13 protein-coding genes and 2 tRNA genes are annotated in these 16,398 nt (G+C 34.3%); 9 read left to right on the top strand and 6 right to left on the bottom strand.

The window, feature by feature from the left end:
- Positions 1-126: 126 nt before the first annotated feature.
- The 6 genes from ileS to PHF10_00145 all read left to right on the top strand — a co-directional run bounded on the left by ileS (position 127) and on the right by PHF10_00145 (position 7,307).
- On the top strand, positions 127-3,093 hold the full coding sequence (gene ileS, locus PHF10_00170; protein ID MDD5534162.1) for an isoleucine--tRNA ligase: 2,967 nt from the start codon (positions 127-129) through the stop codon (positions 3,091-3,093).
- Positions 3,094-3,104: 11 nt separating this feature from the next.
- The gene (gene recO / locus PHF10_00165) at positions 3,105-3,818 is read left to right on the top strand and encodes a DNA repair protein RecO (protein MDD5534161.1); all 714 of its coding nucleotides are present in this window, start codon (positions 3,105-3,107) and stop codon (positions 3,816-3,818) included.
- 72 nt (positions 3,819-3,890) lie between these two features.
- Positions 3,891-5,000: a tRNA guanosine(34) transglycosylase Tgt gene (gene tgt, locus PHF10_00160; protein MDD5534160.1), complete on the top strand. Its 1,110-nt coding sequence runs from the start codon at positions 3,891-3,893 to the stop codon at positions 4,998-5,000.
- Positions 5,001-5,003: 3 nt separating this feature from the next.
- A complete protein-coding gene (locus tag PHF10_00155; GenBank protein MDD5534159.1) occupies positions 5,004-5,693 on the top strand; it encodes a PIN domain-containing protein in 690 nt (229 codons plus the stop codon).
- A gap of 28 nt (positions 5,694-5,721) precedes the next feature.
- A complete protein-coding gene (locus PHF10_00150; protein MDD5534158.1) occupies positions 5,722-6,393 on the top strand; it encodes an orotidine 5'-phosphate decarboxylase in 672 nt (223 codons plus the stop codon).
- On the top strand, positions 6,393-7,307 hold the full coding sequence (locus PHF10_00145; GenBank protein MDD5534157.1) for an orotidine 5'-phosphate decarboxylase: 915 nt from the start codon (positions 6,393-6,395) through the stop codon (positions 7,305-7,307). Before PHF10_00150 ends, PHF10_00145 begins: the two co-directional genes overlap by 1 nt.
- A gap of 15 nt (positions 7,308-7,322) precedes the next feature.
- Here PHF10_00145 and PHF10_00140 read toward each other — a convergent pair whose 3' ends face one another.
- From PHF10_00140 to PHF10_00120, 5 genes are all read right to left on the bottom strand, one after another.
- Positions 7,323-8,087 carry a slipin family protein gene (locus PHF10_00140; protein MDD5534156.1) on the bottom strand — a complete coding sequence of 255 codons (765 nt, stop codon included), beginning with the start codon at positions 8,085-8,087 and terminating at the stop codon, positions 7,323-7,325.
- Between the two features lie 218 nt (positions 8,088-8,305).
- Complete coding sequence (locus PHF10_00135) at positions 8,306-8,560, bottom strand: GIY-YIG nuclease family protein (GenBank protein MDD5534155.1); 255 nt, start codon at positions 8,558-8,560, stop codon at positions 8,306-8,308.
- Between the two features lie 161 nt (positions 8,561-8,721).
- A tRNA-Gly gene (locus PHF10_00130) sits at positions 8,722-8,795 on the bottom strand.
- Between the two features lie 105 nt (positions 8,796-8,900).
- Positions 8,901-8,974 (bottom strand) — tRNA-Pro (locus tag PHF10_00125).
- A 5-nt stretch (positions 8,975-8,979) separates the two neighbouring features.
- Positions 8,980-10,515, bottom strand: coding sequence for a SpoIID/LytB domain-containing protein (locus PHF10_00120; GenBank protein ID MDD5534154.1), 1,536 nt, complete (start codon positions 10,513-10,515; stop codon positions 8,980-8,982).
- 121 nt (positions 10,516-10,636) lie between these two features.
- On the opposite strand from PHF10_00120, the gene PHF10_00115 reads away from it, so the two are divergent.
- The gene (locus tag PHF10_00115) at positions 10,637-11,440 is read left to right on the top strand and encodes a hypothetical protein (protein MDD5534153.1); all 804 of its coding nucleotides are present in this window, start codon (positions 10,637-10,639) and stop codon (positions 11,438-11,440) included.
- A gap of 186 nt (positions 11,441-11,626) precedes the next feature.
- Here the strand turns inward: PHF10_00115 and PHF10_00110 are convergent, their stop codons facing one another.
- Positions 11,627-12,892 (bottom strand): radical SAM protein, encoded by a 1,266-nt coding sequence (locus tag PHF10_00110; protein MDD5534152.1) that lies wholly within the window; start codon positions 12,890-12,892, stop codon positions 11,627-11,629.
- Between the two features lie 306 nt (positions 12,893-13,198).
- Here PHF10_00110 and PHF10_00105 point away from each other — a divergent pair, with 306 nt between their 5' ends.
- Together PHF10_00105 and PHF10_00100 are read left to right on the top strand one after the other, a co-directional pair.
- Positions 13,199-14,620 carry a flippase gene (locus PHF10_00105; protein ID MDD5534151.1) on the top strand — a complete coding sequence of 474 codons (1,422 nt, stop codon included), beginning with the start codon at positions 13,199-13,201 and terminating at the stop codon, positions 14,618-14,620.
- A gap of 155 nt (positions 14,621-14,775) precedes the next feature.
- Positions 14,776-16,395 (top strand): O-antigen ligase family protein, encoded by a 1,620-nt coding sequence (locus PHF10_00100; GenBank protein MDD5534150.1) that lies wholly within the window; start codon positions 14,776-14,778, stop codon positions 16,393-16,395.
- Positions 16,396-16,398: the final 3 nt, after the last annotated feature.

Here is a 16,398-nt window from a genome sequence, read left to right as displayed (position 1 = left end):
TTGGTATAATTTTTGCCTTTTGTCAACCCCCGCCTAAATTTTTTACAAAAAATTTAGGCGGGGGTCAATCCCTTGCTTTTTTATTTTTTTCTGTTAAAATTAAGTTATTAAAACTTTATATCCAATATGGCTCAAATAAATTTTTTACAAATTGAAGAGGAAATCCTTAAATTTTGGCGAGAAAAAGAGATTTTTGATAAATCTCTGTCAAAAAAAGCCCCTCAGGGCAATTTCGTCTTTTTTGAAGGTCCACCAACCGCCAATGGCCGTCCGCATATCGGCCATGCTTTAACGCGTTTTTACAAAGACGCGGTTTTGCGGTATAAAACAATGCAAGGATTTCACGTTGATCGCAAGGCTGGTTGGGATGCCCAGGGCTTGCCGGTTGAACTCGAAGTGGAGAAAGAAATCGGCATCAGCGGCAAACCGGATATTGAAAAATTCGGCATTGATAAATTCAATCAAAAATGTCGGGAAAATGTTTGGAAATACAAAGATGAATGGGAAAGAATGACTGAAAGAATAGGTTTTTGGTTGGACTTAAAACATCCTTATGTAACTTATGATTCGTCTTATATCGAAACTGTTTGGTGGATTTTGGCGAAAATTTGGAATAAAGGATTGCTTTATCAAGATTATAAAGTTGTGCCTTGCTGTCCGCGTTGCGGCACGGCGTTATCTTCTCACGAAGTCGCTCAAGGTTATCAAAATATTGAAGAAACTTCGGTCTATTTAAAATTCCAAATTCTAGATTCCAAATTCCAAATTCCAACATATCTTTTGGCCTGGACAACCACGCCTTGGACTTTGCCGGGCAATGTTGCTTTAGCAGTGAATAAGGGTGTTGATTATGTAAAAATTTCAAAAGATGGAGAATATTGGATTTTGGCAAAAAGCAGGTTAAATGTGATTGATGGCGATTATGAAATTGTTGAAGAATTTTTGGGAGAGAAATTATTAAATCTGGATTATCAGCCGCTTTTTGATTTTATTAAACCGGAAAAACGGGCTTGGTTTGTCATTCATGGAGATTTTGTTTCCACGGGAGACGGCACAGGTATTGTTCATATTGCTCCGGCTTTTGGCATAGAAGATATGGAAGCGGGTAAAGAAAATAATTTACCAACTTTGATGACAGTTGAGCTTGATGGAAAAATGAAAAATGAAATTAAGCCTTGGGCCGGAATTTGGGTTAAAGACGCCGACCCCTTGATTATCAAAGATTTGGAAAACAGAAAAATTTTAATTAAAACGGAAAAAATTCATCATGATTATCCTTTTTGTTGGCGCTGTAAAACTCCTTTACTTTATTACGCCAAAATGTCTTGGTTTATAAAAGTTACTGATCCTCAGGTGAAAGAAAATTTAATTAAAAACAGTCAGACTATCAATTGGGTCCCGGCTCATATCAAAGAGGGAAGATTCGGCGAATGGCTAGAAAATATCAGAGATTGGGCGATTTCCCGCGAAAGATATTGGGGCACGCCTTTGCCGATTTGGGAATGTCAAAAATGCAAACATCGCGAATGCGTCGGTTCCTTTGAAGAATTGGCGAAAAAAACAAATAAAAATTTGGGAGAAAATTTTGATCCGCATCGGCCGCAAATTGACGAATTATCTTGGTCTTGCCCTGATTGTGGCGGAGAAATGAAAAGAGTGCCGGAAGTTTTGGATTGTTGGTTTGACTCCGGTTCAATGCCCTTTGCTCAATGGCACTATCCTTTTGAAAATGTTGAAAAAATTGATCCTTCGACCATTCAACAAGTTCATGGTGGTGAGCAAGATCGAACCACAAGCTCAGGACAGGCTCAAGGTCAAAGTTATCCGGCTGATTTTATTTCCGAAGCAATGGATCAAACCAGAGGTTGGTTTTATTCACTTTTGGCGATTTCAACTTTGATTGACAAGGGCGCCAGTTATAAAAATGTGATTTGTCTTGATTTTGTTTTGGATGCTAAGGGAGAAAAAATGTCCAAATCAAAAGGCAATGTTGTTTCTTGGAATGCAGTTGAGCAATATGGCGCTGATCCCATTCGGTGGTTTTTATATACGGTTAATCAATCCGGCGAGAGTAAATCATTTGATCCGATAGAAATTAAAAAAGCCACTCAGCGGATGTTTTTGATTTTTTGGAATGTTTTTGAATTTTATAATACTTATGGTTTAAAGGTTTCTAATCCGGCAGAATTTAAAAAATCAGAAAATATTATTGATCAGTGGATTTTGACTAAATTTTCTTTATTGATTAAAGAAGTTAGTCAGAAAATGGACAAATATGATTTAACCGGAACAACCAGAATTATTGAAGCTTTCATCACTGATTTATCTCAATGGTATTTGCGGCGTTCTCGCGATCGTTTTTCCGACAAACAAGAAGAGGCGAGTCAAACTCTTTATTATATTTTATTGAATTTAACGAAATTATTGGCTCCATTTACGCCGTTCTGCGCCGAAAAATTATATCTTGATTTAACTCAAGGAAAAATTAAAGAATCGGTTCATTTGGATGATTGGCCGACCGCGGACGAAGCATTAATAAAACAAGGAGAAAAATTATTGGAAGAAATGGAAACGGTCAGAAAAATTTGTGAAATATCGCACAATCTCAGATTAAAAGCGAAGATTAAAGTTCGCCAACCGCTTAAAACACTTTCCGTAAAAATGAAACTATTTGCCAATCAAGGCTTGATTGATTTAATTAAAAATGAAGTTAATCTGAAAGAAATTAATTTTGTGGAAAATTTGCCGCAAGGAAATGGACAGCAAATAAACGAAGACTCTGAAATTAAAATAGCCCTTGAGACAAATGTCACTCCAGAACTGAAAAAGGAAGGATTGGCGCGGGAATTGACCAGAAACATCAATTCTTTGCGAAAAGAATCCGGTTTAACGCAAAAAGATCAAGTTGATATTTATTATCAAACTTCTTTTGCAGACCTTGAAGAAGTAATGAATGATTTTGCGAATCTTCTGAAAGAAAAAACCGCCAGCAAGAATATCTTCAAAAAAATACCCGATCAATCTTTGATTCAAAAAGAATTTGACATCGATGGAAATAAAATGTCTATTGCTTTGGTTTTAACGGAAAAATAAAATTTAAAAAAATGACTTCTCATCTTAATGGAATTATTTTGGAATCTCAAAATTTCAGGGAAAATGATCGCGTTTTAATTTTTTATTCTCAGGAATTGGGTAAAATTGAAATTTTGGTGAGAGGAGCGCGAAAAATAAAAAGCAAATTAAATCCTTTCGTTTCGCCATTCGCTTTATTGGAGCTGGTTGTCGCGCCGGGAAAAAGCTTTTATCATTTAATTGGCGGAGAAGTTAAAAGATATTTTAAGGGCGTCAGCGGAGATTATAAAAAAATAATTCACGCTACCAATTTATTCCGTCGGATTAGCGTTCTGATAAATCTTCACAGGCCTGATTCAAAAATTTCAGTTTTATTGATAAGATTTTTAGAAAAAATTGACCAGATTAACCCGGGGAAAGTTCAAATTATTTATTATGCTTGTCTGATTAAATTGTTATCTTTATTGGGTTATCGGCCGGAAATAAAACAATGTTTTGACTGCCGTAAAGATGCCAAGTTATTGGGGGAAAATATTTATTTTGATTTTGAAAAAGGCGGAATCTGCTGTTTTAAATGCAGGGAAAGCCGAATATCGGCGGTAAGAATTAATTCAAGAACTTTGGAAATTTTACATAATCTTTTATATAAAAATTTTGATTATTTGGAAAATTGGCATTTTGACGAAAAAAGTTTTTTAGCCGCTCAGAATGTTATTAAAAAGTTCTATCGATGGCATCTTAAGTAAATTAAAATTTAAAAATCAAAATGTAAAATTAATTTGTCATTTTGATCTTTGATATTTACATTTATAGTCGTTATGTTTAAACTGATAAAAAAATCAAATAAATCTAAAGCTCGGTTAGGGAAATTAACAACTGCACATGGTATTATTGATACTCCATTTTTCATGCCCATTGCCACTAGAGCAGCGGTTAAAGGTTTGATTCCGGAAGAATTGGAAAGTTTGGGCGCTCAAATTATTCTTTCAAATACTTATCATTTATTTTTACGGCCGGGATTGGAAATTATCAAGAAATCAGGCGGGCTGCATAAATTCATGCATTGGGAAAAACCGATTTTGACTGACAGCGGGGGATATCAAGTTTTTTCTTTGGAAAAAAACAGAAAAATTAAAGATCAGGGAGTGGAGTTTCAATCTGAATTTGACGGGACGAAAATTTTTTTAACTCCGGAAAAAGCGGTTGAAATTCAAAAAATATTAGGTTCGGATATCATGATGGTTTTGGATGAATGCGCTCCTTATCCGGCCAGTTATGATAAGGCAGACCAAGCGGTTATCAGAACGACAAATTGGGCTCAAAGTTCTAAAACAGCTTATAATAAAATTTTCAAGAAAAGCCGCGTTAAACCGTTAATTTTCGGCATTATTCAAGGATCGATTTTTAAAGATTTGCGCCTTAAAAGCGCTAAAGATTTGGTAAAATTGGATTTTGACGGTTATGCTTTGGGCGGATTTATGGTTGGCGAACCGATAAAAGATACTTTTAAAATGATAAAATTAGTGGAAGCTGAATTGCCGGAAAATAAAGCTCGTTATTTAATGGGGGCCGGCAAACCGGAGCAAATTGTTCAAGCCGTAAAGGCGGGAATAGATATGTTTGATTGCGTTATCCCAACCAGAAACGCCAGACACGGATTGCTTTATGTCATGACAAATAATAAATCATTAATGGCCGGAAAAAATTTCTATCAGGAAATTCACATTACCAATTCAAAATATAAAGACGACATTAAACCGATTGATTCTCATTGCAAATGTTATACTTGCCAAAATTTTTCGCGCGCTTATCTCAGGCATTTGTTTATGACCAACGAACCGCTCGGACAAAGATTAACTACAATTCATAACCTTTATTTTTATTTAAATTTAATGAAAAATATAAGGGAGGAACTAAAAAAAGAGTAATTTATGTTATATCAAAAAAAGAAAAAATATTTATTCAGAACTATCGGCCGATGGACTCCGATCAGAATAATAAAAAGATTTTATTATAAAATTTGGGCTTTAAAATACAAGCAAATCCATATTGTCGTTGATACTTGCGCGCTTTTAAGCAGCCGTGAAATAGAAAGATTGGCTTGCTTGAAAAATATTTGGGTTCCGCGTTCTGTTTGGCAGCAAATCGGAAGGATGGTCAATCCGGAACTTGTGTGCGTTGAAGAACCCGACAAAGAAGATTGCTTGGTTGCCAAAACGCCGTTAAAATCTGAGATTCTCATCAAGAAAACCAAAGAAGCGGCGCAGAGAGCGGAAGTGATTATGACGCAAATGTTAAACAAACATTATTGGAAAATCATTTCTTCCCGCGGAACCGGAATTGTGGGATGGATCAGCAGGAGAAAAGTTGATGATTTGGATCCGGAAATTAAAAAAGAATTAAAAGCTCTCTTGAAAAAGAGAAGCCAGAAATTTGATCCGGAAATGAGTTTGGGCGATTTGGTCGGCAGCACGGATTTGAGAATTTTAGCCGCGGCCATTTTTTTGCTCAGGCGCAAAAAAATTGAAAATAAACTGGTGGTGATTTCCGAAGACAGAATTTTATCTTTAATATCCAGGAATCAAGGAATAAAAGTTTTAAGATCAACCAAGGATTTATAAAATAAAATTATAGGGATCGCGTATATTTATGCTTAATCAAAGATCAAAATATTTACAAATAGCTTTTAATCGCTCTCTTGATGAAGTAAGAAATATGATCGCGATGCTTCCTGCTTCGGAAAAAATAATTATTGAAGCCGGAACGCCTTTGATAAAAAAATACGGACAGAAAGGCATTATTGCATTAAAAAATTGGTGGAGCGATAAAATACAGAAACCGGGATATATTGTTGCTGATTTAAAATGTATGGACAGGGGCTCAAGAGAAGTTGAAGCAGTTGCCGAGGCAGGCGCCTCCGCGGCTACCTGCTTGGGTTTGGCGCCGGCGGAAACTATAAATGAATTTATTAGAGAATGCGAAAAATTCAATATTGATTCAATGATTGACATGATGAATGTTGAATTTCCGTTTGAAATTTTACAAAAATTAAAAAAACTTCCTACCGTGGTTGTATTGCACCGCGGGGCAGATGAAAAAGAAAAAAACAGAGAGAAAAAAATTCCGCATGATCAAATTCACAGGATAAAAGGAACTTATGGCAATGTTTTGATATCAGTTGCTGGTGGAGAAACCCCGCGCGATGTTGTAAGAACTTTTTTTAATGATTCTAATATTGCTGTAATTTGGCAATCCTTTTACGAATCACCGGAAAATACCGCTAATTTAGCGCAGGAATTTTTAAAAACGATCAAAAAATAATGCCGACGAAAAATATAAAAAATAAATTTAACCCGATCATCTTGGCAATTATTATTGCAATGATTATAAATCCAAGTTTAAGTATAATTTTAATAATTATACTTATTATTTATGTCAAAAAAAATCCCAAATCTTCGTTTTTTGATTTAATTAAAAAAAATATAGTAAATAATACAGATAATCAAACAATGGAGCAATTAATTATTGAAAAAATAACTTCAATTAAGCCTCTTGTTGTTCATCCTTTGTCCAATCAAATAAGACTGGTAAAAAACAAAAAATATCTTCAAATCGCCCTTAACAGCACGCTTGAAGAGGCGAGAGAAATTATTTCGCAAATTCCGGTTTCGGATAGAATCTTAATTGAAGCCGGAACGCCTTTGATAAAAATATATGGGGCAGGCGCTATTTCGCAAATTAGAAATATGGCTTCCGCCGGAACTTACATAGTTGCTGACAATAAATGCGCGGATTTAGCGGCACGCGAAGTGGAGATGATGGCCAACGCCGGTGCTAATGCGTCAACTTGTCTTGGGGTCGCGCCGATTGAAACGATTGATAGTTTTATAGAGGAATGCGAAAAATTCAATATTGATTCAATGATTGACATGATGAATGTTGAAAATGCTCTTTTGGTTTTAAAAAAATTAAAAAAACTCCCCAATGCAGTGATACTGCACAGGGGAGTCGATGAAAGCGAATTTTCCAAAGAAAAGCAAATTCCTTATTATCAAATAAAACAGATTAAGGGAAATTATAATATTTTAGTCGCCGTAGCCGGAGGAGATACTATTAGAGAAGTGCAACGAGCAATTTTTAATGATGCTGATATTGTCGTTGTTTGGAAGAATTTTTATCAACCAAACATTGAAACCGCCAAACTGGCTGAATCTTTTTTGGGAGAAATAAAATAAGGATTTATTTCATTATTATTTTGGTTTGACTGCCTGAGAAATTGCTTTTATTCCTTCCAGTACTTCAACCGGCAAGGCAAAGATTACTGTTTTTGACGGATCGGGATTTATTTTTTCAATAGTTTGCAGAGTTCTCATTGAAAGACCGCCGGAAACTGAACTAAGCACTTGAGCTGCCTGGGCTAAACGCTCGGAGGCCTGAAATTCTCCTTCTGCCCTGATGATAATGGCGCGTCGTTCTCGTTCAGATTCGGCTTGTTTTGCCATAACGCGCTTCATATCAGCCGGCAATTCAATATCCTGTATTTTTATGTCTGTAACCAATATGCCCCATGATTGAGTGGCGGCTACGACAATTTTTTGAATTTCTTCCGCTATTTTTTCTCTTTCCGAAAGCAAAGAATCAAGTTCAATGCCGCCTATTACGTCTCTGAGAGCGGCTTGAGCATATTGAGAAACGGCAAGAGTATAATCTTTAATATTTAAAATTGCATTTTCCGCGGATTGCACCTGAAAATACACGACAGCATTTATACCGACAGGAACATTATCTTTCGTAATTACTTCTTGTTGAGGAATGTCAGTAGTCGTGATACGCATATCAATTTTTATCATTCTTTGAAAACCTGGGAAAATCCAAGTTAATCCCGGCTGTTTTGTTCCGGTATATTTTCCAAGCGTTAAGACAACAGCTCGTTCATATTGATCAATAACTCTTAGACCGGAGAGGAAAAAGAAAATAATGATTATTAAGATTGGCCAAGTTAAAAGTATTCCCATAATTTTAATAATTAAATTTTGTAAATTATTTTAATTGTTATTGTTCGACTGATATTATTATACTATATTTAACGAAGTTCAACAATAGCCATTGCGAAATTTTATAGCGAATTGACACAAGCGGATCGGCTGGAGTAAAAATATATTCAAAAAATAAATACCTGTTTTTAAAACAGGTATTTATTTTATTTTGGAGCGGGCTCCACCACCAATATGTTTTACATTAAACTTTTTTCTATTCTGATTTTAAGCTGATGATAAGCCCGACTATATTTTTTTAAACGAGACTCTCTTTGTTTAGCGTCTTCTCTGGATTTATATGATTCGTAATAAATTATTTCAAATGGACGTCTTGGTTTAGTCGCTTTGACTAATCCTCTACTATGTTCAATAAAACGTTTTTTCAAATCATCAGTAAAACCGATGTATAATTTTTTATCTTTTTTACTTTTTAATAAATATACATAAAGCATAATCAGTTGGAAATTTTGGAGCGGGCTCCACCACCTGAATGGCAATGTATTTTTTATAAATGCGGAAACATTGCTTCTAATAAATAAATCTATATTTATTTTTTTTATAATCTAATCTTTTTTTAAAAATACATAACAAGCATTTATTGCCATTCTGGTGGTGGAGCGGGTAAGGGGAGTCGGACCCCTGTCAACAGCTTGGAAAGCTGTGGTAATACCGTTATACGATACCCGCCTACGCTTTTTGCAAAAAGCTTCGGCGGGCAGGCCCGCTTTTAGCTTTCTGTTTTTAAATTTATTCAAAATTTTTATTGTGCCATTCCGTATCCTTGGCGAAGGATGGTCGGGCTGCTGGGAATCGAACCCAGTCTATCTGCTCCCAAAGCAGACGTACTACCGGTATACTACAGCCCGTTTTTTTAATATATTTTAGTCAAATCAATGCCGGTGTAATAATATTTTAAAATTTGAGAAAAATTTGCGCCTTGATTGGCGGCGACAATTGCGCTGCGTTGAGGCATCCCAACGCCATGTCCCAATAAAGTTTTTCCTGCCCCGGGTGGATCTGTTTTGGAAATCAAATAAGCTACTGGCGCTGCCGTCATTGATGCTTCAATAGAAGATCTGGTTCGTCCATCGCTTTGAGCGAAATAATAAGCTGAAATTGGATTGTTTTGATAAGTCGCCACTACGCCTTGCGTCGCGGCTAAAGCAGTTAAAGTATTTGTCATTCTTAGTTCCCGTTGATAACCGCGATAAACTTGATCTGCCTGAGTGGAACGTACAGTGAATAAAGAATCTCCGTCTGGCGTATTGGTATACTTTGGACTGATATATCTGGAAGCAGCATAAGTTCTGGCGGCAATTGCTTGAGCTTTTAAAAATTCTATTGGTGAAGAATCTCCCGCCTCGCCCAATCCTTTTAAATAATCTTCCATCGGCAATTGATTGATCAGCCAGAGGCGTTGAGTTGAAGCATTATATTGTATTTCCATATCCCCTCGAAATTCATTATCATTTTCTCCGCCATCCCAGAATGGACCATTCTGCCAACTTTGAATTTTAAAAATTATTGAATCATCTCCTTTAAATTTAACAAAAGAGTCCAACATCATTAATCTTTTTCCTTTGTCGTCGAGAATAAAATATCGTTTCAGTTTAAAGTCAAAATCTACTTCCATAATTCCGCCGTCACTGACGCGAATTAAAAGTTTATTATTTTGATCAAGAAGTTGGTAAGCTTTTTTATCAAGAGTTGAAATTTTAAAAGGCAAATAATCTTTTTTTTCTTTTTCTTCCAAATAAAGCAATCCGACTCTTATATCCGGCCCCTCAGAGGTGCATTGAAAAAGAGGTTGAGTGGCAATGGTTATTTCAGATGGAATACTTTTCCAGAAAGTCCCTGTTGTCGGAGCTGGGGTTGGAGTAGGCACGGGCGTTGGGGTGGGCGTCGGAGTAGGAGTTGGGGCAGGAATTACCGAAGAAGAACTGGAAGTTACTTTTAAGGCAATTTCAATTTCTCCGCCAGGAATTAAATTATTACCGGCAAAAAGATTTAATTTTTCCCAATATAAACCGGGTTGACCGGGAGCCAAGAGAGTAAAATTAAAAGTTATTTCTCCTTGAGGGTCAATTGTTAAAAATGAATTAATTCGATTTGGCATATTATTGTCATACCAAGTCGGATAAGCAAATTTACTTTTCATTCCGGAGACAGTTCGTAAGGTTATAGCTTGTGGGCCGGTGCCACTCCAATACATTTGACCGGTATTTTTAAATTTAACCCAATAATCAACCGTTCCTCCCGTGATTACTTCCGGTATGCCGGCAGAACTTTGTTCTAATCTTTGAGCCTGATAATCCGATTGAGCGAAAGTTTGATTTGGAAAAGTCAAAAGTAAGGCTGATGACAGTCCTAAAATCAAAATGATTTTTGAATAAAAAATCTTTCGCATATCGTATATTCTAACAAAAAACTAAAATTAGTCAACTAGTTTGTATAAGATTAGTAAGATATTAATTTTGCATATTATTTTATTTTATGCTATAATTTAAATATAAATATTTAAATTAATTATGTTTAAATTGAAATTTGAAATCAATAAAATTTATCTTTATTTACAATTGATAAAGCAGGCTGAATTTTTAGATAAGAATAAAAAACTCTTAGGATCCAGTTTATGGAAGAAGTCCGAAAGTACATACTATATTCTCTCGGGAATTTATTATAATTGGTTTATTTCTTCTCTCAGTTTAGAAAATAGAGAAATTAAAACTTTTATTCAGGCTCTTTCTAAAAAAATTAAGATTGCAGAAAAAATATTGAAAAAAGAGTTTCAATCGAGAGAGTTTAAAAAAATTTATCAAGAAACAAAAAATTATAAAAAAGAAATAGAAAATCAATGGTCAAAAAATAAAGAAGAGGCGTTAAAACATCTAAAAAATATAACCGGAATAACCTTACCTGATGCAACCTTAACTGTTTACTTGGTTCACCCCGCACTTCATAATGGAAGATATTGGGGTAAAAAATTAAATATAATTACTTATGGTCATTCTGAGGATTGGCAAAATTACACTACCGTTTACTTATGTCATGAAATAATGCATTTCTTGACTAAGAATTATTCTGGAGACAAAACCAATCTTCACGCTCTAATTGAACTCATCTGCGATAATGAGTTGCGAATAAGGTTGAATAAAAATGGTAAATATTTCCAAGAAAGAAAATTTAAGATAGGTCATAAATCTTTAAGAAAATTAGAAAAACAAATTTTACCTCAATGGCATAAATATCTTAGAGAAAATAAAAATGGAAAAAATAGTTTTTTTACTTTTTCGAAGAATATAGACAAAAAAATAGGCTCTACTGTTTTATAACAATAAAGCCTATTTACGATGAGATTAATTACCCGCTGGTGCACAGGCAGAAGGAATACATTCTGGGTTACATGGCTTCCCGTCAGTAGGGTTACAATGGTCTTCAGGAGGGCAAGAAGTTTTCGCTCCTCCTTTTTCTGTTGTAACATTCGTGATCTTTAACATTTTTTCACCTCCTTTTGTTATTTACTGCCCCCATCTGCCCGTATAGGGATTATACTGGCATTCTAAAGGCTTCGCATATAAATTTCCTGTTTGCTGCATCACTTTTGCTCGGCAATCAAAACAAGCATAGCGATATTCGCAGTCTCGACAAACCATTATTTTATCTTTAGATAAACTTTTTATTTTTTGAGCCGTTGAAGATTCCCAAATTTTTTGTATGGAATCTTTTTTTATATTACCCAATTTTAATCCGCGTTCCATAATACAAGGGAAAATATCGCCCTGCGATGAAATACATAAATGATCTGAATAACAATTATGCCCACAGAATCTTTTTAAAAAGGTTTTCTCATGGATTTTGGTAAATTTTGGTTTTTTAATGAGTAAATCCTTCTTAAGATTTTCAGTAAGTAGTCCTGATTCACAGCCCCGACCAAGAGGACGCACTATATCATATTTAATCTTTTCGGCCCCTACTTTTTTTCTAAGAAAGCGAACAGTAGATTTTATGCAATTCTGGTTGTTTCTCATAACCGTAATAGCTATTCGGAAAGGTACGCCCGCTTTCTGAAGTTTTCTCAAGTTTGAAAGTGTATTTTTATAACTACCACATTCTTGAGTAATACTCTCATGGATTTTTTCTATAACAGAATAAAAAGAAACTGCTACATGAACCTTCTGTTTTAAAAAATACTCAATATCAGAATCTGTCAGAAGTGTCCCGTTTGTAAAAATTTCGATAAAGTCGTAATGTAATTTCTTGGCATATTTTATCAATAGATAAAGAGTAGGTCGACACAAGAGCGGTTCCCCACCGGTAAATTGAATCTTCCGACATCCTATTTTTCTCGCCTGAGAAATAGTTCTCTTCCAGTCTGTTAATTCCATATTCTCTGATTCGAGTTTTCTGCAACCACTGGAATTATAACAGTGGAGACATCTTAGATTGCAACTTGAGGTTAACTCTATCCAAAGAAAATCTAATTTTTTCTTGTTACAAAATAACATTATTTTTCTCTTAATCTTTTTTCTTTGAGAAAAATTCCCCAACCCCATTTTTTGAAGTTGTAATAAATAACTCAAGGCTTCTTTCTTGGCCAACTCATTATTTAAAATATCCAGAACTTCTTTTAGAGAGAATCCTTCCTCACTACAAAAATCCAGAAGTCTTAATGAGGTTCTATCAATTGAATAAACATTTCCTGTTTTCAAATCATATAAAGCACCGCACAAAGCCCCTTTAACTAGAACACATTTTTTATTCAGAAAAAAGAAATTTTTTTTCATCTTTTGCCTCCTTTTTAAGGTACTGCACCCCCAAACTAGAGGGGTAATTGTTATTATTTTAGCACATTTTTTACGTTTTTGTCAACCCCGTGCCTTTTAGTAATAATATAAAGACGTGGAATCAATTGCCAAATTGTTATTTTTTGATATAATTTAATTAAATATGCCAGGTAGTAGAAATTTGACCGTCCCGTTAAAGCGGGACTAAAAATAAATATTAATAAATCAAATTCTTGCTATTCTGGTATCTAGTTTAGATTTCAATAACATCAAATTATTTAAGTAGTCAAATTTTCACTACCTGGTATGAGTTTAACCAGTTTGGTCAGTAAAAACACATTTGTCCATTTAGTCGGCAAAATAATCAGCCTTTTTTTGAGTTTGATTATTTTCAGTATGATCACTCACTATTTGGGCACAGAAGGATTTGGTCAATTTACGACCGTAACTTCATTTCTTCAAGTTTTTGCCATTTTCGCCAATCTTGGTTTATATTTGGTTTTTATTCAAATACTTTCCGCGCCTAAAACCGATGAAAAAAAAGTAATCAGTGATTTTTTCAGTTTTCGTTTGATTTCCAGTATTGTTCTTTTGTTCATCGCTCCCTTGATTGCCTTGTTGATTCCTCAATATTCAGGCTTGATAAGAATCGGAATATTCATTACTGTTTTTAGTTATATTTTCACTTCTTTGAGTCAGTTATTGACCGGTTTTTTTCAGACCAAAATGCAAATTAAAAAAGTGGTTTTTGCCGAAATAGCCGGCCGTTTGGTTTTATTAATTCTAACCGAATCGGCGATTTTATTGAAAACGCATTTGATTGGAGTTTTGGTGGCTCTTATTTTTTCCAGTTTGGTTGAATTTTATGTTCTTTATCGATTTTTGGGCCAGCAAATCAAAATATCTTTATTGCCCGATTTCCATGCTCATTTGAATATTTTTAAAAAATCTTGGCCGGTCGCTCTTTCAATGATTTTGACAACAGTTTATTTTAAGGGTGACACGATTATTCTTTCTCTGTTCCAATCGCAGAACGATGTCGGCATTTACGGCGCATCTTATCGAATTTTAGAAACTTTGATTATGTTTCCGCCGATCTTTGTCGGATTGATTATGCCTTATTTAAGCCGTTCATGGGCTGAACAAAATCTTGAATCTTTTAAAATGATTTTTCAAAAATCTTTTGATTTTTTTATGGTTATTATTTGGCCGCTCATTATCGGAACAATGTGTTTGGCCGCGCCTTTGATGATGTTTGTTGCCGGCGCAGATTTTCTTGTTTCCGCGCCGCCGCTCAGAATTTTAATTTGGGCCACCGGTTTGATTTTCTTGGGAACTTTGTCAACTTATGCCGTGGTTGCCATAGAAAAACAAAAATTAATGCTTCCTTTTTATTTTATTTCCGCTCTAGTGGGTTTAATCGGTTACCTTATTTTTATTCCTACATATTCTTATTACGGTGCGGCTTATATGACAATTATCGCCGAATTATTGACCACGGTTTTATCCTTCTGGATTATTTATAAAACAACCAAATTTTTGCCCAATTTTAAAATCGGTTCAAAGTCGCTTCTGGCCAGCTTGATTATGGGATTTTTTCTGTTGATTTTAAGCGGCCAAAATTTATTTTTCCTGATTTTTGTGGCAATAATAATATATTTTGCCGCGCTTTATTTTTTGAAAACAATTTCTTCTCAAACCATTAAAGAAATTGCGAATTTGAAATAATTTTTATGCCAGGTAGTAGAAATTTGACCAAAATTTTTCCAAAGGGAAAATTTAAAACACTACTATGGTATAGAGTATGAATAATATTTTTATTAAATAATATAATTTTTTAAAATTTTGACAAAATAATAACTGTCAAATTTTCACTACCTGGTATGTATATTTTTTATTTTTTAGTTTTAGTTTGCGCCGCTTTACCGGCTTATCAAATCAGATTTCAGATTTTAGGTTTGCCGATGACTTTATTGGAAATAATGATTTTGATTTTGTTTTTAGTTTGGCTGATACAAAAAATCAAAAATCAAAAATCAAAAATCAAAATTACAATTCAAAATTTAAAATTAAATAACTGGTTTTGGATAATTCTGATTTGGTTAGCAGTGGCCACCATTTCCATGTTTATTGCTCCAAATTTGCGAGAGGCGGCCGGAATCTGGAAAGCGTATTTTATTGAACCGATTCTTTTATTAATAGTTTTTCTTGATTTGATAAAAACAAAAAAAGATTTTAATTTAATTTTAAACGCGCTGATTTTTTCCGCTTTTTATTGTTCTGTTTGGGCGATTTGCCAAAAGATTTTTCATTTCGGCGGCATGATGAGCACTGAAGTTTGGGGCGCGCCGAAAACTTGGCGGGCGACCGGTCTGTTTCCCCAGTCAAATTTTTTAGGATTGTATCTGGGTCCGATTATAATACTGGCCATTGGCCAGTTAAAGTGCAAAGTGCAAAGTGCAAAAGTCAAAATGACAATGCAAAATTTAAAATTAAATAAAGAATTATTTGAAATTTTATTTTATTCTTTTACTATTTTATTTTCAGTTTTAGCTATTATTTTAGCGAGAAGTAATGGGGCGATTTTGGGAGTTTTAGCCGGGTTGATTTTTATGGGACTTGTTCATAAATCAAGCAGGAAGTGGACGACAATTGCTTTAATTATTTTATTATTAATTATTGAATTGCTGCCAGTGGCGCGAAATTATGTTTGGCAAGAAGTGACTTTTTATAATCTTTCCGGACAATTGCGGGTTAATATTTGGCAAGGGGCGATTTCTTTGATTAAAACCAACCCGATTTTAGGTGTGGGTTTAAGCGGTTATCAGAATTTAATTTCCCAATATCAAGCCAGATTTTATGATCCAATAACGCATCAATTGATTTCCGTGGAAACTCATCCTTATCCGCATAATTTATTTTTGGCTCTTTGGTGCGAATTAGGGTTGGCAGGATTGATTGTTTTTTTGTGGATTTTAATTAAATTTTTTCGTGACGGATTTAGAAAAATAAAACTTATTAACTTACCAACTTACCAACCTACCAGCTTAACGATTATGGCCGCCATGGTAACAATATTAATTCATGGTTTGGTGGACACTCCTTATTTTAAAAATGATTTGTCAGTTTTATTTTGGTTAATTATCGGCTTAAATATAATTATTGACAAAAGCGATAAAATGAGACATAATGTAAATATGGAAGATCAAAATAATAATATAGATGAGTTATTTAAAGACCTTATTCAACAAAGAAGATTAACAAAAATAATTTCTCTTTCTTCTTTAAGCAAGGAAGATAAAGATTTTTGGCTTAGGTTGATCGGCCATTTAAATTTGGAGCAAATTGACGTTTTGCTTAATTTAATTGAGAATAACCCCGACAACTTTAATCTTTTGAATAAAAATTTAAAAGATAAAATGGAAATTATTTCTTCCAAAAATTTTAATTTATGGGAAAATATTTTAAAAGAAGAAGAGGAAATGATTAAAAAATTAATTTAATCA

This window comes from Patescibacteria group bacterium (genome assembly GCA_028716665.1).
In the GTDB taxonomy this organism is placed as follows: domain Bacteria; phylum Patescibacteriota; class Patescibacteriia; order UBA2591; family JAQUPP01; genus JAQUPP01.
The sequence above is the reverse complement of the archived record's forward strand: the minus strand, read 5'-3'. Positions and strand labels throughout refer to the sequence as shown.